Genomic DNA, 20,678 nt, shown 5'->3' on the forward strand with positions numbered 1-20,678 from the left:
GAATAACAGGAGAAGGAGACGGGCCGCAACCGCGTCCCGCTATATCCTGAGATCTTCGACCCGGGTCTGTCTAGATATGGCCGCAGTGCGACCCGAGCAGCTTACTCCGAGCGCGGCGGAGCCGCCGGTGCACCATCGGCCGACGGCGGCAGGAGGTCGTCACCCGCGGGGGCAGGCGGCGCGGGGGCGGCGTCCTCGGTGGCGGGCGGCAGCAGCTCGTCACCGTCGAGCACCGACGTGCCCGACGCGTTCTGCGCGGCGACGATCGTCAGCGTGATCGACGTCACGAGGAAGGCCACGGCGAGCGCCCAGGTGAGCTTGGTCATCGCCGTCGCGGCCTGCCGGCCGGTCATGGCTCCGCCGCCGCCACCGCCGATCCCGAGGCCGCCACCTTCCGACCGCTGCATCAGCACGATGCCGATCAGCGAAAGCGCGAGGATCAGGTGGATGACGAGAATGACGTTTTCCATGGCGGCCGCTCAATCTGGTGTTTGGCGCTATCTATTGACTGCCGACCCTGCCCGCAAGGGGCGCGTCGGGTCGGGGCTTCCCCCCCGGCGGGGGCTGCGGTAGGGGGACGCGGTTTCAACCGGATCGGGGGCCAGAGCGATGGCGAACGTAGTGGTGGTCGGCGCCCAGTGGGGCGACGAGGGCAAGGGCAAGATCGTCGACTGGCTGTCGGAGCGGGCCGATACGATCGCGCGTTTCCAGGGCGGCCACAACGCGGGCCACACGCTGGTCATCGACGGCACGGTCTACAAGCTCTCGCTCCTTCCCTCGGGTATCGTGCGCGGCGGCAAGCTTTCGGTCATCGGCAACGGTGTGGTGCTCGACCCCTGGCACCTCGCCAAGGAGATCGAGCAGTTGCGCGGCCAGGGCGTGGAGATCACGCCCGAGACGCTGATGATTGCCGAGAACACGCCGCTCATCCTCCCCATCCACGGTGAGCTCGACCGTGCCCGCGAGAGCCAGAATTCGGTCGCCAAGATCGGGACGACGGGCCGCGGCATCGGCCCCGCCTACGAGGACAAGGTCGGCCGCCGCGCGATCCGCGTGGCCGACCTTGCCGATCCGGCGACGCTTGAGGCGCGGGTCGATCGCGCGCTCGTCCACCACGACGCGTTGCGCCGCGGCCTCGGCCTGGACCCGGTGGATCGCGACGGCTTGCTCGCCGCCCTGCGGGAGATCGCGCCCGTCGTTCTCGACTATGCGGCCCCGGTCTGGAAGGTGCTCGATCAGAAGCGCCGGGCCGGCAAGCGCATCCTCTTCGAAGGGGCGCAGGGGGCGCTCCTCGATATCGATTTTGGCACCTATCCCTTCGTCACTTCGTCCAATGTGATCGCGGGGCAGGCGGCCACGGGCACGGGGATCGGGCCTGGCTCCATCGACTTCGTGCTGGGCATCGTGAAGGCCTATACGACCCGCGTGGGCGAGGGGCCCTTCCCGGCAGAGCTCGACGACGCCGACGGGCAGCGCCTCGGCGAGCGCGGGCACGAATTCGGCACGGTCACAGGACGCAAGCGCCGCTGCGGCTGGTTCGACGCCGTCCTCGTCCGTCAGACCTGCGCGACGTCGGGCGTGAACGGGATCGCGCTCACGAAGCTCGACGTGCTCGACGGGTTCGAGACCCTCAAGATCTGCACGGGCTACGAGCTCGACGGCGATGTCATAGACCATCTGCCCTTCGCCGCCGACGCCCAGGCGCGCTGCACGCCGATCTACGAGGAGATGCCGGGCTGGTCACAATCGACCGAGGGCGCGCGCAGCTGGGCGGACCTGCCGGCCGAGGCGATCAAATATGTGCGCCGGGTCGAGGAATTGATCCAGTGCCCCGTCGCCCTACTCTCCACCTCGCCCGAGCGCGAGGACACGATCCTCGTGACCGATCCGTTCGAGGACTGACTCCGGAGGCCCGATGGCGCTCAAGCACAAGACGCGAAAACGGCTGTCGTTGCTCATCCTCGTCGTGGGGCTGCCGCTCTACATCTTCCTGATGGTCGGCATCATGGGGCTCGTATACGACAATTTCGGACAGCCGCCGCTCCTCGTCGAACTTGCGATCTATATCGTTCTCGGCGTGGTAGCCTTCTTCCCGCTGAAGCCGATCTTCCTCGGCACATCGCGCGAAGATCCGGACGCGCCGCCCTCGGACGACGCGTAAAGCTGGTTGCCGGCAGCGCGGGATGTCCTGGAAACGCGAGGGTGCGACCGGTTGGGCCGGGTGCCATGCAAAACGCCCGCCGTGGGGACGGCGGGCGCTTCCTTGATTGGCGGTGACGGTCAGCCGGCGCGGCGGTCGGCTTCCTCGGAGTAGCGGCTCTCGGAGGCAAGGGCGAAGGTGCCCCGGCTGACCTTGCGGATCGTGCCGTCCCGCAGGAGCTGGCCGAAGCCGCGCAGACCGTCCTCTCGACTCATGTCGTCCACCGCTTCGGCGGCGAGGTGCAGCAGGCGCGGGCGGGAGAAATTGTCCTGCCCCATGACCTTCGCACTGTAGACAGCTGCGGCCTCCAGGATCTCCGGCAGGTCCTTGGCACCGACGTCGGCAGCGAAGGCCTCGAAATCCTCGGACCCGGCAAGGGCCTCGTCGCGGATCTCCGCCTCGGCGGTCCGGGTGGCACGGCGCGGCATGACGCGCTCCGTGGCCGGCTCCGGCGTGTCCTCGACCCGCTGTTCGGAGACGAGCACGAGGGGCGCGGGGCGCTCGGGGCGCGGCGTCCGGGCGCGGCGCTCCTCGCTCACCGGCGTCCGGCGCGGGCGCACGGTGCTGGCGAGGTCGGCGCGGTAGGCGTCGGCCTCCGTGTCCGCCTTCTCCTCGATCGGGCCGTCGGCGCGGCGGGCGGCAACGGCGGCCTTGAGGTGCGAGATGTTCGCGTGACGGCGCGACGCATCCTCACCGGAAAGGCGCGAGTCGGTCGCCGCGAAGAGGCGTTCCATGTCGGCGGCCTCCGGCACGGCTCCGCGGTTCGGCTCGGCGGTCTCGTCCTCTGCGATCACGTCTTCGCCGGTCTCTTCGTCGCTGGTCTCTTCGTCGCTGGTCTCTTCGCTCGATGCCGTCTCGATCTCGGCCTCCCACTCGGCGACCTCGTCAGAAGTGGCTGTGGTCTCTTCGTCGATCTCGGCGGCGACATGCTCTTCGTCTGCAACGGACGCGGCGGGCCCCTCACCCGCAAGCGGTTCGATGGCCGTGTCGTCCGACACGGGGGTTTCGGCGTCGGAAGCGGCGTCCGCGTCCTCGGCCGGCAGGTCGGCGGCCATGGCGGCGGCGAGTTCGGCCTCGAACGCGGCGTCCGCCTCGGCTTCCGCGCGCTCGCCCTCGTCGTCCCGCCCGTCGCCGTCCTCGGCGGCCTCCGGTTCCGCATCGGCGGCGCGGATCGCGGCGAGTTCAGCCATCAGGTCGTCGTCGGCGTCGTCCGCGTCGGCAGATCCGGTGGGGTCGCGGTCGAGTTCCGCCTCGATCGCTGCGAGTTCGGTCATCAGGTCGTCGTTGGCCTCCATCCCGTCCGTCTCCTCGGCGACCTCTTCCGAGGTGGCGTCGGCGGTCAGCGCGGCGGCTTCGGCCTCTTGGCGGCGGACGCGGCGGATGCGGATGCGGCGCTGGCGGCGCTCGGCGCGGGTTTCCTCGACGGTGGCGTCCGACGGATCTTCGGCGACATCATCCTCGGGTGTTTCCGGGCGAGCGGCACCGATCTCCCCGTCAGGCGCTGCGTCGTCCGCCAGCACGTCGACCGCCTGTTCTTCGTCGGACGACTCTTCTGTGTCGAAACCGTCCTCGACCGCTGCGACTTCTTCGTTGCCTGCGTCGTCGTCGTCCATTCCCGCCGGTGCGGCATCAACGGGCTGCACGTCCTCAGCCTCGGCGGTTCCAACGGCTTCGTCGTCCGTATCCATAGAGGGCAGGATCGCCGCCAGATCCGCGGCTAGCGTGTCTTCGCCAGAGACGTCCGCGATCGTGTCGTCGGCTTCCGGCTGTTCGACCGTATCGCTCTCGGGAACGGTCTCGACGGTCTCGGCGCGTGCGTCCGCATCCTCTGCGAAAGCCGCTGCAAGGTCGTCCTCGACCATGCCGGCGATCATGTCTTCGGCGTGTTCGTCCTCCGAATAGATCGCGGACGACTGACGGTCGGCCTCGACCACGCCACGGATCCGCGCGAGCTTGGCAGCGGCACTTTCGGGCTCGAAGGCCGGTTCTTCGGGCGCGTCCTCGGCGGGCGCGTCCTCTGCAACCGTCTCCTCGGCAGTCTCGTCGATTTCGGCCCGGGGCGTGTCATCGACGATACCTTCGACGCTGCCCGCGGCGTCCGCTGCGGCGGCTTCGGCCAGGCTGGCGGCGAGCGCGGGTTCGGTCGGAAGGTCCGTCGCCTCGAAGGCGGCATCCATGGCGGCCGGTGCCGGTACGGCGGACGGGCGCAGGACGACGCCGCTCTCGTCGGGCTCGGCGGTGACGGCCTGTTTGGCGCGTGTCTCGGCGATGGTGCGCAGCATCGCCATGTCGGGTGTCGGCGGCTCTGCACCGAAGAAACGATCCTCCGCGGCAAGATCGCGGAAATACTCCGCAATGTCGGTCATGGTGGAGAACGGGTCGTCGAAACCTTCGAGCGTGCACGAAAACGTGCCGTAGGCGACGGTGAGAATCTTGTTTGCGGGAACCATTCGGGTCACCTCCACTCTAGTCCCGGGCGGGAAACCAGTTTCATTTCACCTTGCACATAAGCAAACGATTCCATTCAAATCGTGCCCTGTTCGGGACCATTTGACGATGACGAGGGCGAATTCTTGCCAGATTCGAAACGCACGGTCCCCATTGCTGACATGCCCCAGACATTGGTCGGTGGGGCTCCGGTTAGCACCCAGGTCCTGAAGATTGCCTTAACACATGGTCCGCGCGTGGTCGCTGTCGACGGGGGTGCGGATACGCTGCTGGCGGCGGGGGTCATGCCCGATCTTGTGGTCGGCGATCTCGATTCGATCTCCGGGACGGCACGGGATGCCTATGCCGACCGGCTCCATCACATCGCCGAGCAGGACAGCACCGATTTCGCCAAGGCCCTGCGGACAAGCCCCGCACCGTTCAGCATCGGGGTCGGTTTCATCGGCGCGCGGGTCGATCACTTCCTGTCGGTGCTGACCGAGCTGGCGCGGACCCGCGCGCGCGTCCTCCTTCTCGGCGAAGAGGATTGTCTCTGCATCCTGCCGCCCCGCCTGTCGCTCGACCTCGACCCGGGGACGCGGGTCTCGCTCTGGCCGGTCGGGCCGGCGCGGGGCGTTTCGACGGGGCTCGAATGGCCGATCGAGGGGCTGGCGTTCGGACCCGGAACCCGGACCGGCACATCGAACGCGGCGACCGGCCCGGTGACGCTCGACGTCGAGGGAACGATGGCGCTGATCCTGCCTGCGGCGGAATTGCCATCCCTGATCGCGGCGCTGACATCAGCCCCTCGCCCGGGCGGAGTGGCCCCGCTATAACGCCGACGAGAGACCAGGGAGCCCGACATGTCCGCCACACCGAACCCCATCGACATGGCCAAGTACGTCTCGGCAAAGCGGGCGCTCGATTACGTCGAGGACGGGATGCGCATCGGGCTCGGCACCGGCTCGACCGCGGCCTGGATGGTGCGCTGCCTGGGCGAGATGGTGCGCCAGGACGGACTGCGGGTCACGGGCGTGCCGACCTCGACGCGCACCGCGGAGCTCGCGCGGGAGTGCGGCATCCCGGTGGCCACCCTCGAAGACGTCAAGTGGCTCGACCTGACGATCGACGGTGCGGACGAATTCGACCCCGACCTGAGCCTCATCAAGGGTGGCGGCGGCGCGCTCCTGCAGGAGAAGATCGTGGCGACCGCCTCGGACATGATGGTCGTCATCACCGATCGCTCGAAGCAGGTCGACCACCTCGGGGCCTTTCCCCTGCCGGTGGAGGTGATCCCCTTCGGCTGGCAGACGACGAAGGCGCTCCTGGAGGAGAGTCTGATCGGGATGGACGTCGCCGGGCGGCAGGTGACGCTGCGCCTCAATCGCGACGCGCCCTACCGCACGGACGAGGGCAACCTGATCCTCGACCTGCACCTGCGCCGGATCGGCAATCCGCGGCAACTGGGCCTCGTCCTCAACCAGATTCCGGGCGTGGTGGAGAACGGGCTCTTCCTCGACATCTGCGACGTCGTCATCATGGGCGACGCGGAAGGAAGCGTCGAAGTGCGCGACATCAACAACGGCTCGGTCACGCAGGAGCGCGTGGACCTGCGCGAAGAGGACAACATCTTCGTCTCCATCGCCGATTGAGGCCGCGCGTCATGGTCGGGCCCGCCCCGACCATCTCCGCCCGGTCCCATGACGTCAGTCGAGAACGCGCACCGGCTCCTTCATCGTCACCAGTTCCTCGGCCATGGTCGGGTGCACGGCGCAGGTGCGGTCGAAATCGGCCTTGGTGGCCCCCATCTTGAGCGCGACTCCCACGAACTGGATCATCTCGCCGGCCCCCGGTCCGACGATGTGGACGCCGAGAACCCTGTCCGTCTCCTTGCTGACCAGCATCTTGAAGAGCACCCGCTCCTCGCCGCCGGCGAAGGCTTGCTGCATCGGGCGGAAGGCGGTCGCGTAGACGAGGGTCGGTTCCTGCTCGCAGGCGGCCTCCTCGCTGAGGCCCACGGTGCCCATCTCGGGCTGGGTGAAGACGGCCGTGGGGATGAGCTCGTGATCCACCGGCGTCTTGTTGCCGCGAAAGACGGTCTCGTGAAATGCGATGCCCTCGCGGATCGCCACGGGCGTCAGCTCCACCCGGCCCGTGACGTCGCCGATGGCATGGATCGAGGGCACGTCGGTCCGGCTGTAGTCGTCGACGCAGATCGCGCCGCGGCGGTCCAGCTTCACGCCCACGCCCTCCGCGATCAGGCCCTGCGTGTTCGGCTTGCGCCCGGTCGCCCAGAGGATGTCGTCGAATTCGTCCTGATGGCCGCTCGACCCCTTGACCCAGATCCGGTCGCCCCGCTTCTCGATCTCGACGGGGGCGCAGCCGGTGTGGATCGTGACGCCCCGGCGTCCCATGCAGTCGGCGATGTGCCCGCGGGCCTCCTCGTCGAAGCCGCGCAGGATCTGCGCGCCGCGGATCATCATCGAGGTCTCGACGCCGAGGCCGTTGAAGATGCCGGCCATCTCGCACCCGATGTAGCCGCCGCCCACGATGAGGAGTTTGCGAGGCAGGGCCTCGAGGTTGAACACGTCGTCCGACACCATGCCGAGGTCGCCGCCTTTCATGTCGGGCCGGACGGGATGGCCGCCGGCGGCGATCAGGATGTGCTTCGCGGTGCGGGTCTGGCCGTTGCCCAGCTTGACGGTATGCGCGTCCTCGACCGTCGCGCGGCCGTGGTAGATCTTCACTCCCGCCTTTTGGGCGTTGGTTTCGTAGATCCCCTCGAGGCGGTCCAACTCGCTGCGCATATGCCCCGAGAAGGCCGACCAATCGAAGTCACCCACCTTGGCGTCCCAGCCGTAGTCGCGCGCGTAGCCGATCGCTTCCGGGTACTCGGAGGCGAAGACCATGAGCTTCTTCGGGACGCAGCCGCGGATGACGCAGGTGCCGCCCATCCGGCTCTCCTCGGCCAATGCGACCTTGTGTCCATCCTGCGCCGTGAGCCGCGCCGCGCGGACCCCGCCGGAGCCGCCGCCGATGACGAAGAGGTCGTAGTCGAAATCCATGGGGCGCTCCTTGATCTGCCGGCCCAGACGTACGCCGGGCGGCCGCCGCGGGCAACGCCGGGATGCGTGCGGAGGGCGCGCAGCGGGGGCTGCGCCGGCGCGCGGCTCCGTGGTTCGCAACCGCGTGACATGCGCCGTTCGCCGCGCCTTACCTGCTTGAACTTCCCCCCCTCTGGGCCAATGTTACACCGCAGCAAACGAATGCACGACGAAGGGACGATCCTGATGGCAGGTAGCGGAGGCCCCTGGGGGGGCGGCGGCGGCAATTCCGGCGGTGGCCGGGGCAGCGACGGGGATCGCGGCCCGGATCGTCCGAACGGCGGCGGGCGCAGACCCCCGAACCGGGGCCAGCAGGGCGTTCCCGAGATCGACCAACTGATGAAGAAGGGGCAGGATCAGCTCCGTGTCCTGATGGGTGGTCGCGGCGGCGGCACCGGAGGCGGCGGCGGTGGCGGCGGGTTCGAGGTGAGCCGGCCGATGATCGCCATCGGGCTCTTTGCTCTCGCCGCGCTCTGGATCTTCTCGAGCGTCTATACCGTGCGGCCCGAAGAACGGTCGGTGGAACTCTTCCTCGGCGAGTTTTCCAGCACCGGGGAGCCGGGCCTGAACTTCGCACCCTGGCCCGTCGTCACGGCCGAGGTCATTCCGGTCACGACGGAACGCACCGTCGACATCGGCGTCAACCGCGGCGCGCGCACCGAACAGGGCCTGATGCTGACCGGGGACGAGAACGTCGTCGACATCGACTTCCAGGTCGTCTGGAACGTCTCCGATCCGGCGATGTTCCTCTTCAACCTCGCGGCCCCCGAGGCGACGATCCGGGCCGTGTCGGAATCGGCCATGCGCGAGATCGTGGCGCGCTCGCCCCTGGCTCCGATCCTCAACCGCGACCGGGGCATCATCGCCGACGAGCTGCGGGAACTGATCCAGCGCACGCTCGACAGCTACGACAGCGGCGTGTCGATACTGCGGGTCAACTTCGACCGCGCCGACCCGCCCGAGCAGGTGATCGACGCCTTCCGCGAGGTGCAGGCCGCCGAGCAGGAACGCGACCGCCTGCAGTCCGACGCGGACCGCTACGCCAACCAGGTCCTGGCCGGCGCGCGCGGTGAAGCGGCGCAGCTTCTGGAAGAGGCTGAGGCCTACCGCGCTCGCGTCGTGAACGAGGCCGAAGGTGAGGCGAGCCGCTTCACCGCCGTCCTCGCGGAATATGCCAACGCACCGGAGGTGACGCGCAAGCGTCTCTACCTCGAAACGATGGAACAGGTGTTGGGCGACGTCGACAAGATCGTCATCGACAGTGGCGTCCAGACCGGCGGGGGGCAGGGCGTAGTGCCCTATCTGCCGCTCAACGAATTGCGGCGTGACAGCGGGTCGAGCCGACCCGCCACCTCGGCCGGAGGGACCAACTGATGAAACGCTCCGCTTTCCTGCTTCCGGTCCTGGCCGCGCTCCTCGTGGTGGCCTTCTCCTCGATCTATGTCGTGGACGAACGCCAGAAGGCGCTCGTGCTGCAGTTCGGCCGTGTCGTCAACGTCAAGGAAGCGCCGGGTCTCGCGTTCAAGCTGCCGTTCTTCCAGAACGTAGTCTACTATGACGACCGCATCCTGAGCCGCGACGTCGATCCGATCGAGGTCACGCCGTCGGACGATCGCCGTCTCGTCGTCGACGCCTTCGCCCGTTTCCGCATCACCGAGGTGGAGCGGTTCCGGCAGGCGGTCGGCACGGGCGGTCTTGCCACCGCGGAGCAGCGCCTCGACCTGATCCTGCGGTCCGAGCTGCGCGAGGTGCTGGGTTCGGTTTCCTCGAACGACATCCTCTCCGAGGATCGCGCGGGTCTCATGCTGCGTATCGCGACGGGGGCCCGGGCCGAGGCCGCGGCGCTCGGGATCCAGATCATCGACGTTCGGCTCAAGCGTACCGACCTTCCGGCGCAGAACCTCGACGCGACCTTCGCACGGATGCGGGCCGAGCGGGAACGCGAGGCGGCCGACGAGGTGGCTCGCGGTCAGGAGGCGGCGCAGCGGATCCGGGCGCAGGCCGACCGGACAGTGGTCGAGCTGACGTCGGATGCCGCGCGGGACGCGGAGATCGCCCGTGGTGAGGCCGACGCGCGGCGCAACGCGATCTTCGCCGAGGCGTTCTCCCGCGATCCGGAGTTCTTCGAGTTCTATCGTTCGCTCACCGCCTACACCCGCGCGCTTCAAGGCTCGAATTCCACGCTTGTCCTGTCGCCCGACTCGGAGTTCTTCGACTACCTTAAGACGGACCGCCTGACGGACGGACCGCTCACGCCGGCGGTCCAGCCCGCCCCCGAGAGCGCCGCCACCGAGCCGACCGATGCGGGCGCGACGCCCGAAACCCCGGCGGAGGATGCCAGCGATGGCGAGGCGGATGCGGCTGCGGCCCCGGCGAGCGGGAACTGACCGAACGACCATGCGCCACGCTGAGACATGCCATGCAGAGGGCCGCCCCGGGGCGGCCCTTCGCTCGTGAGGCGGCGGCTGCGGTGATCGGGTCTTGGCGGAAGGCGCGTGCGGCCCTACGTTGCGTCACGAGGCGCTCTCACGCCCATGTGAAGACGCTTGCGTTGAAGAGTTGCGGACTGATGCGAACATGCAACGGACCGGGCGACCGACGCAAAGCGCGGGCGCAGACGGATTTTGTATCGGAGGGGAAACCTTGAACACAGACACCAACCTGCATGGGTCGATGGGCGCCGCGTATCGGGCGCTCACGGCTCTCGTGCTCGGGCTGGCGATGCTCCTGTCGACGGCGATGACCGCCGCGGCGCAGGGCCGACCCGACAGTTTCGCCGACCTCGTCGACCAGGTCTCTGGCGCCGTCGTCAACATCACCACCAACACCAGCGTCGCCACCGGCGCGCGGGGGCCCAACAGCGGCAACCCGCTCGAGGACTTCTTCGAGGAGTTCCGCCGGCGCGGGGCCCCCGAAGGCGCGCCGCCGCAGCCGCCCGTCCGCCGCGGCAGCGCCCTCGGCTCTGGCTTCGTGATTTCGGAAGACGGCTACATCGTCACCAACAACCACGTCATCGAGAATGCCGACGAGATCCTGATCGAGTTCTTCTCCGGTGACGAGCTTCCGGCGGAACTTGTCGGCACCGACCCGAACACCGACATCGCGCTCCTGAAGGTCGAGTCGGAGGAGCCGCTGCCCTTCGTGCCCTTCGGCGACTCCACGGCGATGCGCACCGGCGACTGGGTCATGGCCATGGGCAACCCGCTCGGCCAGGGCTTCTCGGTCTCTGCCGGGATCGTCTCCTCGGTCGGGCGCGAGCTGTCCGGGGCCTACGACGACTACATCCAGACCGACGCGGCCATCAACCGAGGCAACTCTGGCGGGCCGCTCTTCAACCTCGAGGGTCAGGTGATCGGCGTGAACACCGCCATCCTGTCGCCCACCGGCGGCTCGATCGGCATCGGTTTCGCCATGTCGTCGAACGTCGTCACCCGTGTCGTCGACCAGCTTCAGGAATTCGGCGAAACCCGCCGTGGCTGGCTCGGCGTGCGGATCCAGGACGTGGACGCGGAGCTTGCCGATGCGCTCGGTCTCGAGCGGGCGCGCGGCGCGCTCGTCACCGACGTGCCGGACGGCCCGGCCAAGGCGGCGGGCATCGAGCCGCGCGACGTCATCCTGACCTTCGACGGCACCGAGGTCGAGGACACGCGGGAACTCGTCCGCACGGTCGGCAACGCACCGGTGGACAAGGCCGTGCGCGTCGTCGTGTTCCGCGACGGCGAAACCCAGACGATGCTCGTGACGCTGGGCCGCCGCGAGGACGCCGAGAGCGGTACGCCCGCCTCCGCCCCCGAGGAGACCAGCGAAGGCGACGTCATGGGCCTGACTGTGTCGAGCCTGACCGAGGAGTTGCGCGCGCAGCTCGGCCTCGGCGAGAATGCCCGTGGCCTTGCTGTCACCGACGTCGATCCGAACTCGGACGCCTACGAGAAGGGCCTCCGGGCCGGCGACGTGATCGAGGAGGCCGGTCAGGTCGCCGTGAGCAGCGTCGCTGATTTCGAGGAGCGGATCGAGGCGGCCCGGGATGCGGGGCAGAAATCCTTCCTGCTGCTCGTGCGGCGGGGCGAGGACGCGCGCTTCGTCGCATTGCCCCTGGCCGAAGGCTGAGGCGCACCCGATAGTATCGGAAGGCGGGCCCCCCAAGGGGCCCGTTTTCATGTCGGCTCAAAGCAGGCGGAACCAGACCCAGGCCGCCGCCGTCAGCAGACCGACGAGCACCGGCTGGTGAATGAGATAGATCGCCAGCGCGTGCCGTCCGGGCCAGGCCAGCCGCCGCGCCCAGGGCCCCGGCACGTCTGGCCCCCAGGTCAGCAGCCGCGCACCGCCCGCCTGCCCGAAGGCGAGCCCGGCGGCGAAGGGCGCGAACCACGGCACAAGCGGCTCGTAGTCGATCATCGGCGGCACGGCGGTCGAAAGACCCGTCCAAATCCAGAGTGGATGATCGAAGGCCGGTGACGCGGCCTGCGGCAGCAGGAAGAGCACGACGACCGTCGCGGTGATCGTCACGACGGCATGCGCCCGCAGGAACAGGAGGCCGACAAGGCTGCAGAGCGCGATCGAATGCAGGATTCCGAACCGCACCCAGGCCCCCGGAACGGCGAAATAGGTGACGATCGTGATCGCGGCCGCGCCCGCGGCGATCATCGCGAGCCGCTTGAGGAAGGCCCGCGGGCGCAGCCCCGCCCCGTGGCCGAGCCAAAGGGAGAAGCCCGCGAGGAAGAGGAAGCTGCCCGCGATCAGCCGCGCGGAGAGGTTCCACAGGCCTCCGAAGGTCGTGCCCGGCGGCACGAGGCCCAGCACCTCGAAGTCGCGTCCGAAGTGGAAGAGGACCATTGCGACGATGGCGAGACTGCGCAGCCAGTCGACCGCGATCAATCGGCCGGTGTCACTCACACCCCGTCCCGTCCGAGCGCCACGAGGCCGAGCGCCTTCGCCGCGTCCGTCGAGAGCGTGCCGCTTTCGAGACCGCGCTCCTGCTGGAAGCTGCGAACGGCGGCACGCGTCGGTACGTCGTAGAGGCCGTGGACCGGACCGTCATAGAGCCCGCGCACGGCCAGAGCGCGCTGGATCTGGCGCACGAACTCCGGGTCGCCGCGACGCAGGGCGCAGGGCGTCTCGAACCAGCGTTCGGCCCTTGGCCGTACGATCTGCGTCGTCGTGAGCGTCCGGAAGCGCGCGGGCTCGATCAGCGTGCCATAGGCATCGCGGACCTCCGGCGCTTCCTGCACCTGCTGCGTTACCGTCTCGAGGATGGCGGGCGTCACGCCGCGCGCGTGGCAGCTGCCCGGTGCGGCGTCGAGAGGCCCGAGCATCCGTGTCACCGGTTCGGTCACGGGTTGTCCGCAGGCTGCAAGCCCGGCAAGGAGCAGGAAGAGAAAGGGTCGGGTCATGGGCCTGTATCTTGGCGCGGTCTGGTGCCGGCTGCGCGCAAGCCTAGACCAGATACCGGGCCGAACAAACGCCCCGGTGTCGGAGGGCACGCGATCGGCGGCGATCCGGCGCGGCGTTGTTGCACGCGGGCAACCACGGGGCTAGGTCGGAAGGCGAGAATTCAGGAGACCCCAATGCCCAAGATCACCTACATCGAACACGGCGGCACGGAGCATGTCGTGGACGTTCCCCTCGGCCTGACGGTGATGGAGGGCGCGCGCGACAACAACATCCCCGGCATCGAGGCCGATTGCGGCGGGGCCTGCGCCTGCTCGACCTGCCATGTCTACGTCGCACCCGATTGGGTAGAAAAACTGCCGGCGAAAGACCCGATGGAGGAGGACATGCTGGACTTCGCCTATGAACCCGATCCCGAGCGGTCGCGCCTGACGTGCCAGCTGAAGGTGACCGAGGCGCTCGACGGCCTGGTCGTGCAGATGCCCGAGAAGCAGATCTGATGCGGTGGGCGGTGTTCCTGTTCCTCATGGGAACGGTGCCCGCCTTGGGCTGCTCGATACCGGCCCAGTTAGACGCAATTCGCGGAAGTATGGCAGATGGCGATGGACAGGACGGCATAACCTCCGCTTGGTATGAACTCCCGACCGACATCTATGGGCACGACATCATGGGGGATGTGCCGGATGCTCTGCGCCTGACAGCGACGTCGACGACCTCAACCTTTAGTTGCGGCACGATTTATGGCGCAGCGGGGGATGGCCATGTCTTCGAGGACACCGCCCCACGCGTGGCCGACGTCGACGGGGACGGGCGGGCCGAAGTCATCGCCGTGCGTTCCAGCCTGACGCAGGGGGCGCAACTGGTGATCTACGCGGATGCGGGTAATGGTCTTTCGCTCGAAGTTCTCGCCGCCACTCCCTACATCGGCCGCCGCAACCGTTGGTTGGCCCCCGCCGCGGTCGGGGATCTCGACGGCGACGGCCATGTCGAGATCGCCTATGTCGACCGCCCGCATCTGGCCAAAACCCTGCGCATCTGGCGCTACGCCGAGGGCGACTTCCTGGAGGTCGCTGCGGCGGGCGGCGTCACGAACCATGCCATAGGCGACGAGGTGATCCACGGCGGTCTGCGCGACTGCGGAGCCGGGCCGGAGATCGTGCTCTCGAATGCCGATCGCACGCGGATGCTCGCCGTGACGTTTGACGGCGCGGCCATCACCGCGCGCGACATCGGGGCCTTCACACCTGCGGCTGCCGTCGATGCGGTGACCTGCCGATGATCCGCGTTGTCCTGCTCTGTCTCGCGGCCACGGGCGCGGCCGCGCAGGAGCGGGCGATGACGCCCGATGCCTTTCTCGATCTGGTCGAGGGGCAGACGGCGACTTTCATGTTGGGCGAGAGCGATGCGCTCGTCGGGGTCGAGCGGTTCATCGACCGCGAACGCAGTGTCTGGACGCGCAGCGACGGGAGTTGCGCGCTCGGCGAGATCAGCGTGCGCGACACCAAGGTCTGCTTCGTCTACGACGACGACCCGGGCACGAACCATTGCTGGCAACCGTTCGAGCTGGCAGGCCGCACCTACGTGCGCTCGACGCTCAACGGCGAGATCCAGCGGCTCGCCGCGATGGAAAAGCGGCGACTCGAGTGCGTGGGCGAGCCGCTCTCCTGACCTTGCAAACATGAGAACGCCCCCCGCCGGTCTGACCGGTCGGGGGGCGTCCGTGCCGCAACGCACCTTGGAAAACGGGGGAGAAAACAACCGGCGTTGCGGAGGGCCGGCCTACTCGCCTTCGGCGCTCTCGGCGCGGATGCGGTCGAAGATGTCGCCGCCGACGCTGGGCGCGCCCGAATAGGCCGTCGCGCCGTCGAGGCCGCGGACACCGTCCTGGCTGTCGGCCTGGCCGTTGAAGAGGCCGAAGGCCGCGCCCGTGCCGCCCGAGCGGGTCGAGACGGTGACGCCATTGCCGCCCGACTTGAGCACGCGGACGCCGTCCTGCGTGTCGAAGTCGGCGTTGAAGTGGGCGATCGCGGCGGCGGGGCCTTGGGCGACCTGGGCCGCGGCCGGCGCGGCGAGGGCGGCGGTGGCGAGGAGGGCGGAAGCGATGAGGGTTTTCATAGTCTTGGTCCTTTTGAAGCGGTGGACCCTGTGGTTGCGGCGGGTCCGGTTGGGGGGTGCGGGGCGGTGTGCCCTGCTGATGAGGGAGATTTACGGGCGGGGTTCATCACCTTCCATGAACGGACGCGTGAGGATGGCGCGATATGCGTGCGTCCACGCACAGCACTCACCCCCGTCCGCACCGCCCTCACGGCCCGCGATCCCATTCTCCCGCCAGCGTGACCGAACCTCGACGATTTGAAACAAATCGCCGGTTCTGCGTTCCATAAATGCTTGTGGTGGAGATAAAGCCGCGGCGGGATCAGTCCTTGGCCCAGGGCCCGTGCTGATCGTCCTTGCCGTTCACATGGACGAACCCGTGCAGCCCGAAGAAATCCCGCTGCCCCTGCACCATGTCTGCCGTGCCGCGCGCCGTGCGCATCGCGTCGAAATAGGCGAGGCCCGAGGACAGCGCGGGCGTCGGGTGCCCGTTCAGCGCCGCCTGGGCCACCACTTGCCTGAGCGCGCCGTGGGTGTCGCGCAGGAGGGCGGCGAAGTGGTCCGTGAACATCAGGTTCGTGCCCGGCTCCGCGTCGAGCGCGCTGGCCATGTCGTCCAGCATCGAGGAGCGGATGATGCACCCCTGCCGCCAGATCTGAGCGATCCGCGACATCGGCAGATCCCAGCCGAAGTCCCGCGTGGCGGCCGAGAGCATCTCGAACCCCTGCGCGTAGCAGAGGATCTTGCCGGCGATCAGCCCCTTTTCCAGCGTTGCATGGTCGAGCCCGTCGAAGGGCTGCGGCGCGGTGCCGAAGATCGACTGACCTTTTGCCCGCTCGTCCAGTCGGCCCGAAAGGTTGCGGGCCACGACGGCGGCCTCGATCGCGGGGACGGGGGCGAGGCGGTGCTGGCTCTCGATCACCGTCCAGCGCCCGGTGCCCTTCTGCCCCGCCGCGTCGACGATCACCGACAGGAGCGGATCGCCCGTAGCGACGTCCCGTGCGTGGGCGACCTTGCCGGAAATCTCGATCAGATAGCTTTCGAGCGGACCCTCGTTCCAGCGGGCGAACACGTCGCCGATGGCGTCGTAGTCCATCCCGTGCCCGTCGCGCAGGATGCCGTAGACCTCGGCGATCATCTGCATGTCGGCGTATTCGATGCCGTTGTGGACCATCTTGACGAAGTGCCCCGCTCCGCCCGGTCCCATGAGCGCCGCGCAGGGATCGCCGTCGTGCTTGGCGGCGATGGCGGTCATCACGTCCTCGACCCGCGCCCAGAGTGCCGCGTCGCCGCCGCCCATGATCGAGGGACCGTGGCGCGCACCCTCCTCCCCGCCCGAGACGCCGACGCCGAGGAACGGGACGCCGCATTCGGCCTCGCGCCGGTCGGTGTCGTGAAAGTTGGCGTTGCCGCAATCGATGATGAGATCGTCGGCCCCGAGAAGCGGCTTCAGTGCCTCGATCTGGCCGTCGACCGCATCGCCCGCGGGCACCATCAGGATGATCGCGCGCGGCGTGGCGATCGCCGCGACGAAGTCTTCCAGCGTCTCGGTCGGCGTGATCTTCGGGGCGAGATCGCCCGCCTCCGCCGCGAAGTCGCGCGTGACTTGCGTGGTGCGGTTGAAGACCGCGATGTCGAAGCCCTTCTCGGCGATGTTCGAAGCCAGCGCGGCCCCCATGGTGCCAAGGCCGATCAAGCCGATCCGTGCGTCTCCAGACATCGCGTTTCCCCGAATGTTACCGATACCATCGCTCTTAGACGGGTGAGCCGCGTAAGGAAAGGCGTTAGCTTGGCTGCTTGGCGTAGCCGAGGTGAATCGTCTCTCCGAGGGCGAGCCAGTCGTTCGCCGCGATGAGCGCCCGCTCGGCCTCCGCGCCGTAACCCGGCACCGCTTCGAGATCGTCGCAGAGCGCGCGCCAGGCGGCCGAGTCCCGCCCGCGCGACAGATAACGCGTCGCGGTCTGCGCTCCCTCGGGGATCCGCCGGGCCAACATCCGCAGATGCAGCTGCTGCGAGTGCCAGACGTAGCCGCGTCCACGCGGGTCGTCGACGCGCGGGGGCGCGACCTTGCGGGACGGGAGCGCCGGACCGACCTCGGCGAGATCCGCGTCGAGGTCGCCGAGCGCCGCCTCGATCGCGTCCGCAAGTTCGCCGCCCGCGGCCTGCATCGCCCGGAGCGTATCGCGCTGCGCGCCGAGAAAACCCGCGTAGCCCTCGGTCCGCGTGAGATCGAAACGTTTCTGCGCACGCTCCAGCGCGTCCTGCGACAGGCGCGTGCCGACGCGGAGCCGGTCGCGAAGAGAGGGGCCGGTGAATTCCATGTCTCGTCTTTCTCCGCCTCCGGCGCGACTGGCAAGGGCGGACATCGCTTCTCGACGAATTGTGCGAGAACCCCTCGCATCCCGCAACTGAAAGCGACGTGATCGGGATCGAAGCAAAGGGCACCGATGCCGAATTATACGATTGGAGGGGTATGGTGGCGGTGCAGGGACTTGAACCCCGGACACGCGGATTATGATTCCGCTGCTCTAACCAACTGAGCTACACCGCCGACGTCGCGCGACTTACGGCGCGGGGGGGCAGGCGTCAAGACCGGCGCATGGCTTTTCTTCGCCCCCTCCCCGTGCCACGCTTACTGCCGGAGGAGAGCCCATGAAAGACCAGGAGACCGGAGCCGCCGCGGCCTTGGAGACCCTCCGGGCCACCCTCGGGCCGGGGCATGTGCTGACCGGTTCCGCGACCGAGCGCTACGGCCGCGACTGGACGGGCAAGTGGCGGGCCGATCCGCTCGCCGTGGTGCGCCCGGCCGACACGGACGAAGTGGCCGAGACGGTCCGCATCGCCGCCGCCCACGACCTCGCGATCGTGCCCGTGGGCGGCAATACCGGCCTCGTCGGGGGCACGGCCAACACCGGCGCGCTCATGGTCTCGCTCGAACGGATGACGGCCATCCGCGACATCCGCCCCGCCGCGGGCCTCGCCGTGGTGGAGGCGGGCGCGGTGCTCTCGGACATCCACGACGCGGCCGGCGCGCACGACCTGATCTTTCCGCTCACCTTCGGGGCGCGCGGGTCGGCGCGCGTGGGCGGCTTCCTGTCGACGAACGCGGGGGGCTCCAACGTCGTGCGCTACGGGCCGACGCGCGGGCTCGTCCTCGGGCTCGAGGTCGTGCTGGCCGACGGCCGCGTCCTCGACCTGATGAGCGAGCTGCGCAAGGACAATTCGGGCCTCGACCTGCGCGATCTCTTCATCGGGGCCGAGGGCACGCTCGGCATCGTCACCGCCGCCGTCCTGCGCCTTCTGCCGAAGCCGCGCCACCACGCGACCGCGCTCGCGGCCGTGCGTGACCTGCCGGCGTCGCTCGCGCTTCTGGCCCGGTTGCAGGCCGCCACCGACGGCGCGGTCGAGGCCTTCGAGTACATGCCGCGAAGCTACATGACCGCGCTCGCGACGCACCGGCCAGACCTGCGGCAGCCCTTCGCGCTCCGCGACCATGCGGTGATGATCGACCTCGGGGGGCTCTCCCGCCCGTTGACTGCAACGCTCGAAGAGACGCTTGCCGCCGCGATGGAGGCGGGCGAGGTGCTCGACGCCACGATCGCACAGAACGACGCGCAGCGCGCCCACATCTGGGAGATGCGGGAGGCCGCCGCCGAAGTCACCTTCACCCGCTTGCCGATCGTCGATAACGACGTCGCCCTGCCACTCGACGGCGTGGCGACCTTCATCGACGACATGCACGCGCGTCTCGCCGCGATGGACCCGGGGGCCGAGACGCTGATCGTCGCGCATCTGGGCGACGGCAACTTGCACCTGACGGTCTATCCGAGCGATGACGGCCAGCTCGATGCCATTCGGGAGATGGTGGAGGACGTTACCGTCTCCCTCGGCGGCTCGATCAGCGCGGAACACGGGATCGGCCTGTCGAAACTCGCCACGATGGAGCGGCGCAAGGATCCGGTCGCGCTCGACGTGATGCGGTCGATCAAGCAGGCACTCGACCCGGAGAACCGGATGAACCCCGGTAAGGTCATTCCGGACCGGTGAAGCCGCCAAAGTCTTCCCGAAGACTTTGGCCGCCGCAGATCGTTCGCGAACGATCTGCCGTCGTCAGGGCAGGAACGTCAGGCCGAGCATCAGGACCGCGCCGGACACGATCAGCACCAGCACGCAGAACCCCATGATGTCCCGCGCGCTCAAGCCTGCGACGGCCAGGGCGGGCAGGGCCCAGAACGGTTGGATCATGTTCGTCCAGGCATCGCCCCAGGCGATCGCCATCAGAACCCGCGCCTTGTCCGCCCCGAGCGCCTCGGCCGCCGGCATGATGATCGGCCCCTGCACTGCCCATTGCCCGCCGCCCGAGGGGACAAGGACATTGACGAAGCCCGCAGACAGAAACGCAAGCAGCGGCAGAATCGTGGCATTGGCCCCGTCGACGAAAAGGTCGGTCAGGGACGCAGCGAGGCCCGAGCCGACCATCATCCCCATCACGCCCGCGTAGAAGGGGAACTGGATCAGGATGCCGCCCACGCCCTTCACCGCGTCGTCCACCGCGCGCAGGAAGTCATGCGCAGAGCCGTGCAGCAGCAGGCCCGCGAAGAGGAAGCCGAAGTTGACGGTGTTGAGCGTGAGCGCGAACTCGCCGCGCGCGACCTGCACCGCGAGGAACGCGAGCCCGAAGATGCCGACGAGCCGCCCGAGCCAGGGCCAGTGTTCGAGCCGCCCGGCGGGCGTCCGGGGCGAGACCTCTGGGTGGTCGTCGTTGCGGTCGTCGAGCCCGACGTCGCCCGCGCGCAGCACCCGGCCTCCGTGGTTCAGCATCATCCGGTTCAGAAACGGCAGGCCGCAGGCGATGACGGCCAGCAGGATCAGATTGAACGGCGCGAAGATCGTCTGAGACGCGGGGATGAGGCCGATCTCCTCTTCGAGGAAGTTGCCCGGCGTCGCCGCCGTCAGGGGGATGGAGCCCGACATGCCGGCGTGCCAGATGAGGAATCCGGAGTAGCCCGCCGCGATCAGCACGCGGTAGTCGACCTCCGGCACCTCCCGCGCCAGACGTTTGGCAAAGAGAGCGCCGATGACGAGCCCGAAGCCCCAGTTCACGAAGGACGCGGCAAGCGAGACGAGCGTGACCAGCACGATCGCCTGCCCCGGGGTGGACGCCCGGCGTGCCAGCGCGCCTAGAAGCCGCCCGAAGAGCGGCGTGGAGGCGAAGACGAATCCAGTCACCAGGACGAGGGCCATCTGCATCGCGAAGGTCAGGAGGTTCCAGAACCCGTCGCCGAAGTAGCCGACCATCTCGACGGGCGTGGCCCCCTGCACGGCGATCCCGAGCCCGAAGACGAAGAGCGTCAGCAGGATCACAATCACCAGCGGATCGGGCAGGTATTTCTGGATGAAGCTGTCGAGCGCGCCGGTCAGGCGACCGACGACGCCGGGGGAAGGGGGTGTCTGGGCCATGCCCC

At 68.7% G+C, this 20,678-nt stretch carries 20 protein-coding genes and 1 tRNA gene; 11 read left to right on the forward strand and 10 right to left on the reverse strand.

The genetic code is table 11. The features are described from left to right. Window positions 1-101 precede the first annotated feature (101 nt). Window positions 102-470 (reverse strand): preprotein translocase subunit SecG, encoded by a 369-nt coding sequence (gene secG / locus HSX43_RS05115; RefSeq protein ID WP_179379020.1) that lies wholly within the window; start codon window positions 468-470, stop codon window positions 102-104. A gap of 139 nt (window positions 471-609) precedes the next feature. On the opposite strand from secG, the gene HSX43_RS05120 reads away from it, so the two are divergent. Beyond that, on the forward strand, window positions 610-1,902 hold the full coding sequence (locus HSX43_RS05120; protein WP_179379021.1) for an adenylosuccinate synthase: 1,293 nt from the start codon (window positions 610-612) through the stop codon (window positions 1,900-1,902). Between the two features lie 13 nt (window positions 1,903-1,915). Then, window positions 1,916-2,161, forward strand: a complete 246-nt coding sequence (locus HSX43_RS05125) for a DUF2842 domain-containing protein (protein WP_179379022.1) — start codon at window positions 1,916-1,918, stop codon at window positions 2,159-2,161. A 119-nt stretch (window positions 2,162-2,280) separates the two neighbouring features. Here HSX43_RS05125 and HSX43_RS05130 read toward each other — a convergent pair whose 3' ends face one another. Further along, window positions 2,281-4,650 (reverse strand): hypothetical protein, encoded by a 2,370-nt coding sequence (locus HSX43_RS05130; RefSeq protein ID WP_179379023.1) that lies wholly within the window; start codon window positions 4,648-4,650, stop codon window positions 2,281-2,283. Window positions 4,651-4,809: 159 nt separating this feature from the next. Here HSX43_RS05130 and HSX43_RS05135 point away from each other — a divergent pair, with 159 nt between their 5' ends. Together HSX43_RS05135 and rpiA are read left to right on the forward strand one after the other, a co-directional pair. Further along, complete coding sequence (locus HSX43_RS05135) at window positions 4,810-5,463, forward strand: thiamine diphosphokinase (protein ID WP_179379024.1); 654 nt, start codon at window positions 4,810-4,812, stop codon at window positions 5,461-5,463. A 27-nt stretch (window positions 5,464-5,490) separates the two neighbouring features. Beyond that, the gene (gene rpiA, locus HSX43_RS05140; RefSeq protein ID WP_179379025.1) at window positions 5,491-6,279 is read left to right on the forward strand and encodes a ribose-5-phosphate isomerase RpiA; all 789 of its coding nucleotides are present in this window, start codon (window positions 5,491-5,493) and stop codon (window positions 6,277-6,279) included. A gap of 54 nt (window positions 6,280-6,333) precedes the next feature. On the opposite strand, the gene gorA is transcribed toward rpiA, so the two are convergent. Then, window positions 6,334-7,692 (reverse strand): glutathione-disulfide reductase, encoded by a 1,359-nt coding sequence (gene gorA / locus HSX43_RS05145; RefSeq protein WP_179379026.1) that lies wholly within the window; start codon window positions 7,690-7,692, stop codon window positions 6,334-6,336. 225 nt (window positions 7,693-7,917) lie between these two features. Between gorA and hflK the strand changes: the two genes are divergently transcribed. The 3 genes from hflK to HSX43_RS05160 all read left to right on the forward strand — a co-directional run bounded on the left by hflK (window position 7,918) and on the right by HSX43_RS05160 (window position 11,838). Next, the gene (hflK, locus tag HSX43_RS05150) at window positions 7,918-9,105 is read left to right on the forward strand and encodes an FtsH protease activity modulator HflK (RefSeq protein WP_179379027.1); all 1,188 of its coding nucleotides are present in this window, start codon (window positions 7,918-7,920) and stop codon (window positions 9,103-9,105) included. Further along, on the forward strand, window positions 9,105-10,118 hold the full coding sequence (gene hflC / locus HSX43_RS05155; protein ID WP_179379028.1) for a protease modulator HflC: 1,014 nt from the start codon (window positions 9,105-9,107) through the stop codon (window positions 10,116-10,118). The genes hflK and hflC overlap by 1 nt, the downstream gene beginning before the upstream one ends. Before the next feature lie 286 nt (window positions 10,119-10,404). Then, window positions 10,405-11,838: a Do family serine endopeptidase gene (locus HSX43_RS05160; protein ID WP_179379281.1), complete on the forward strand. Its 1,434-nt coding sequence runs from the start codon at window positions 10,405-10,407 to the stop codon at window positions 11,836-11,838. Between the two features lie 57 nt (window positions 11,839-11,895). Here the strand turns inward: HSX43_RS05160 and HSX43_RS05165 are convergent, their stop codons facing one another. Together HSX43_RS05165 and HSX43_RS05170 are read right to left on the reverse strand one after the other, a co-directional pair. Then, on the reverse strand, window positions 11,896-12,624 hold the full coding sequence (locus HSX43_RS05165) for a heparan-alpha-glucosaminide N-acetyltransferase (protein ID WP_179379029.1): 729 nt from the start codon (window positions 12,622-12,624) through the stop codon (window positions 11,896-11,898). Next, window positions 12,621-13,121, reverse strand: coding sequence for a peptidoglycan-binding domain-containing protein (locus HSX43_RS05170; RefSeq protein WP_179379030.1), 501 nt, complete (start codon window positions 13,119-13,121; stop codon window positions 12,621-12,623). Before HSX43_RS05170 ends, HSX43_RS05165 begins: the two co-directional genes overlap by 4 nt. A gap of 174 nt (window positions 13,122-13,295) precedes the next feature. On the opposite strand from HSX43_RS05170, the gene HSX43_RS05175 reads away from it, so the two are divergent. The 3 genes from HSX43_RS05175 to HSX43_RS05185 all read left to right on the forward strand — a co-directional run bounded on the left by HSX43_RS05175 (window position 13,296) and on the right by HSX43_RS05185 (window position 14,787). Continuing rightward, window positions 13,296-13,619: a 2Fe-2S iron-sulfur cluster-binding protein gene (locus tag HSX43_RS05175; protein WP_179379031.1), complete on the forward strand. Its 324-nt coding sequence runs from the start codon at window positions 13,296-13,298 to the stop codon at window positions 13,617-13,619. An 89-nt stretch (window positions 13,620-13,708) separates the two neighbouring features. Further along, window positions 13,709-14,398 carry an FG-GAP repeat domain-containing protein gene (locus HSX43_RS05180; protein ID WP_179379032.1) on the forward strand — a complete coding sequence of 230 codons (690 nt, stop codon included), beginning with the start codon at window positions 13,709-13,711 and terminating at the stop codon, window positions 14,396-14,398. After that, window positions 14,395-14,787 carry a hypothetical protein gene (locus HSX43_RS05185; protein ID WP_179379033.1) on the forward strand — a complete coding sequence of 131 codons (393 nt, stop codon included), beginning with the start codon at window positions 14,395-14,397 and terminating at the stop codon, window positions 14,785-14,787. Before HSX43_RS05180 ends, HSX43_RS05185 begins: the two co-directional genes overlap by 4 nt. Before the next feature lie 111 nt (window positions 14,788-14,898). Here HSX43_RS05185 and HSX43_RS05190 read toward each other — a convergent pair whose 3' ends face one another. From HSX43_RS05190 to HSX43_RS05205, 4 genes are all read right to left on the reverse strand, one after another. Beyond that, window positions 14,899-15,234: a hypothetical protein gene (locus HSX43_RS05190; RefSeq protein WP_179379034.1), complete on the reverse strand. Its 336-nt coding sequence runs from the start codon at window positions 15,232-15,234 to the stop codon at window positions 14,899-14,901. Between the two features lie 301 nt (window positions 15,235-15,535). After that, on the reverse strand, window positions 15,536-16,933 hold the full coding sequence (gene gndA, locus HSX43_RS05195; protein ID WP_179379035.1) for an NADP-dependent phosphogluconate dehydrogenase: 1,398 nt from the start codon (window positions 16,931-16,933) through the stop codon (window positions 15,536-15,538). 64 nt (window positions 16,934-16,997) lie between these two features. Further along, window positions 16,998-17,534, reverse strand: a complete 537-nt coding sequence (locus HSX43_RS05200) for a heme oxygenase-like domain-containing protein (RefSeq protein ID WP_179379036.1) — start codon at window positions 17,532-17,534, stop codon at window positions 16,998-17,000. 153 nt (window positions 17,535-17,687) lie between these two features. Next, window positions 17,688-17,764: transfer RNA gene (locus HSX43_RS05205), tRNA-Met, on the reverse strand. 101 nt (window positions 17,765-17,865) lie between these two features. On the opposite strand from HSX43_RS05205, the gene HSX43_RS05210 reads away from it, so the two are divergent. Further along, entirely contained in the window at window positions 17,866-19,260 is a 1,395-nt protein-coding gene (locus HSX43_RS05210) for an FAD-binding oxidoreductase (RefSeq protein ID WP_179379037.1), read from the forward strand. Between the two features lie 63 nt (window positions 19,261-19,323). On the opposite strand, the gene HSX43_RS05215 is transcribed toward HSX43_RS05210, so the two are convergent. Continuing rightward, window positions 19,324-20,673, reverse strand: coding sequence for a short-chain fatty acid transporter (locus tag HSX43_RS05215; RefSeq protein WP_179379038.1), 1,350 nt, complete (start codon window positions 20,671-20,673; stop codon window positions 19,324-19,326). Window positions 20,674-20,678: the final 5 nt, after the last annotated feature.

The organism is Jannaschia marina, assembly GCF_013404595.1.
In the GTDB taxonomy this organism is placed as follows: domain Bacteria; phylum Pseudomonadota; class Alphaproteobacteria; order Rhodobacterales; family Rhodobacteraceae; genus Jannaschia; species Jannaschia marina.

Bases quoted from the DNA above. Each gene is read 5' to 3' on its own strand.
- secG (WP_179379020.1), bottom strand. From the start codon at position 470: ATGGAAAACGTCATTCTCGTCATCCACCTGATCCTCGCGCTTTCGCTG.
- HSX43_RS05120 (WP_179379021.1), top strand. From the start codon at position 610: ATGGCGAACGTAGTGGTGGTCGGCGCCCAGTGGGGCGACGAGGGCAAG.
- HSX43_RS05125 (WP_179379022.1), top strand. From the start codon at position 1,916: ATGGCGCTCAAGCACAAGACGCGAAAACGGCTGTCGTTGCTCATCCTC.
- HSX43_RS05130 (WP_179379023.1), bottom strand. From the start codon at position 4,650: ATGGTTCCCGCAAACAAGATTCTCACCGTCGCCTACGGCACGTTTTCG.
- HSX43_RS05135 (WP_179379024.1), top strand. From the start codon at position 4,810: ATGCCCCAGACATTGGTCGGTGGGGCTCCGGTTAGCACCCAGGTCCTG.
- rpiA (WP_179379025.1), top strand. From the start codon at position 5,491: ATGTCCGCCACACCGAACCCCATCGACATGGCCAAGTACGTCTCGGCA.
- gorA (WP_179379026.1), bottom strand. From the start codon at position 7,692: ATGGATTTCGACTACGACCTCTTCGTCATCGGCGGCGGCTCCGGCGGG.
- hflK (WP_179379027.1), top strand. From the start codon at position 7,918: ATGGCAGGTAGCGGAGGCCCCTGGGGGGGCGGCGGCGGCAATTCCGGC.
- hflC (WP_179379028.1), top strand. From the start codon at position 9,105: ATGAAACGCTCCGCTTTCCTGCTTCCGGTCCTGGCCGCGCTCCTCGTG.
- HSX43_RS05160 (WP_179379281.1), top strand. From the start codon at position 10,405: ATGGGCGCCGCGTATCGGGCGCTCACGGCTCTCGTGCTCGGGCTGGCG.
- HSX43_RS05170 (WP_179379030.1), bottom strand. From the start codon at position 13,121: ATGACCCGACCCTTTCTCTTCCTGCTCCTTGCCGGGCTTGCAGCCTGC.
- HSX43_RS05175 (WP_179379031.1), top strand. From the start codon at position 13,296: ATGCCCAAGATCACCTACATCGAACACGGCGGCACGGAGCATGTCGTG.
- HSX43_RS05180 (WP_179379032.1), top strand. From the start codon at position 13,709: ATGGCAGATGGCGATGGACAGGACGGCATAACCTCCGCTTGGTATGAA.
- HSX43_RS05185 (WP_179379033.1), top strand. From the start codon at position 14,395: ATGATCCGCGTTGTCCTGCTCTGTCTCGCGGCCACGGGCGCGGCCGCG.
- HSX43_RS05190 (WP_179379034.1), bottom strand. From the start codon at position 15,234: ATGAAAACCCTCATCGCTTCCGCCCTCCTCGCCACCGCCGCCCTCGCC.
- gndA (WP_179379035.1), bottom strand. From the start codon at position 16,933: ATGTCTGGAGACGCACGGATCGGCTTGATCGGCCTTGGCACCATGGGG.
- HSX43_RS05200 (WP_179379036.1), bottom strand. From the start codon at position 17,534: ATGGAATTCACCGGCCCCTCTCTTCGCGACCGGCTCCGCGTCGGCACG.
- HSX43_RS05210 (WP_179379037.1), top strand. From the start codon at position 17,866: ATGAAAGACCAGGAGACCGGAGCCGCCGCGGCCTTGGAGACCCTCCGG.
- HSX43_RS05215 (WP_179379038.1), bottom strand. From the start codon at position 20,673: ATGGCCCAGACACCCCCTTCCCCCGGCGTCGTCGGTCGCCTGACCGGC.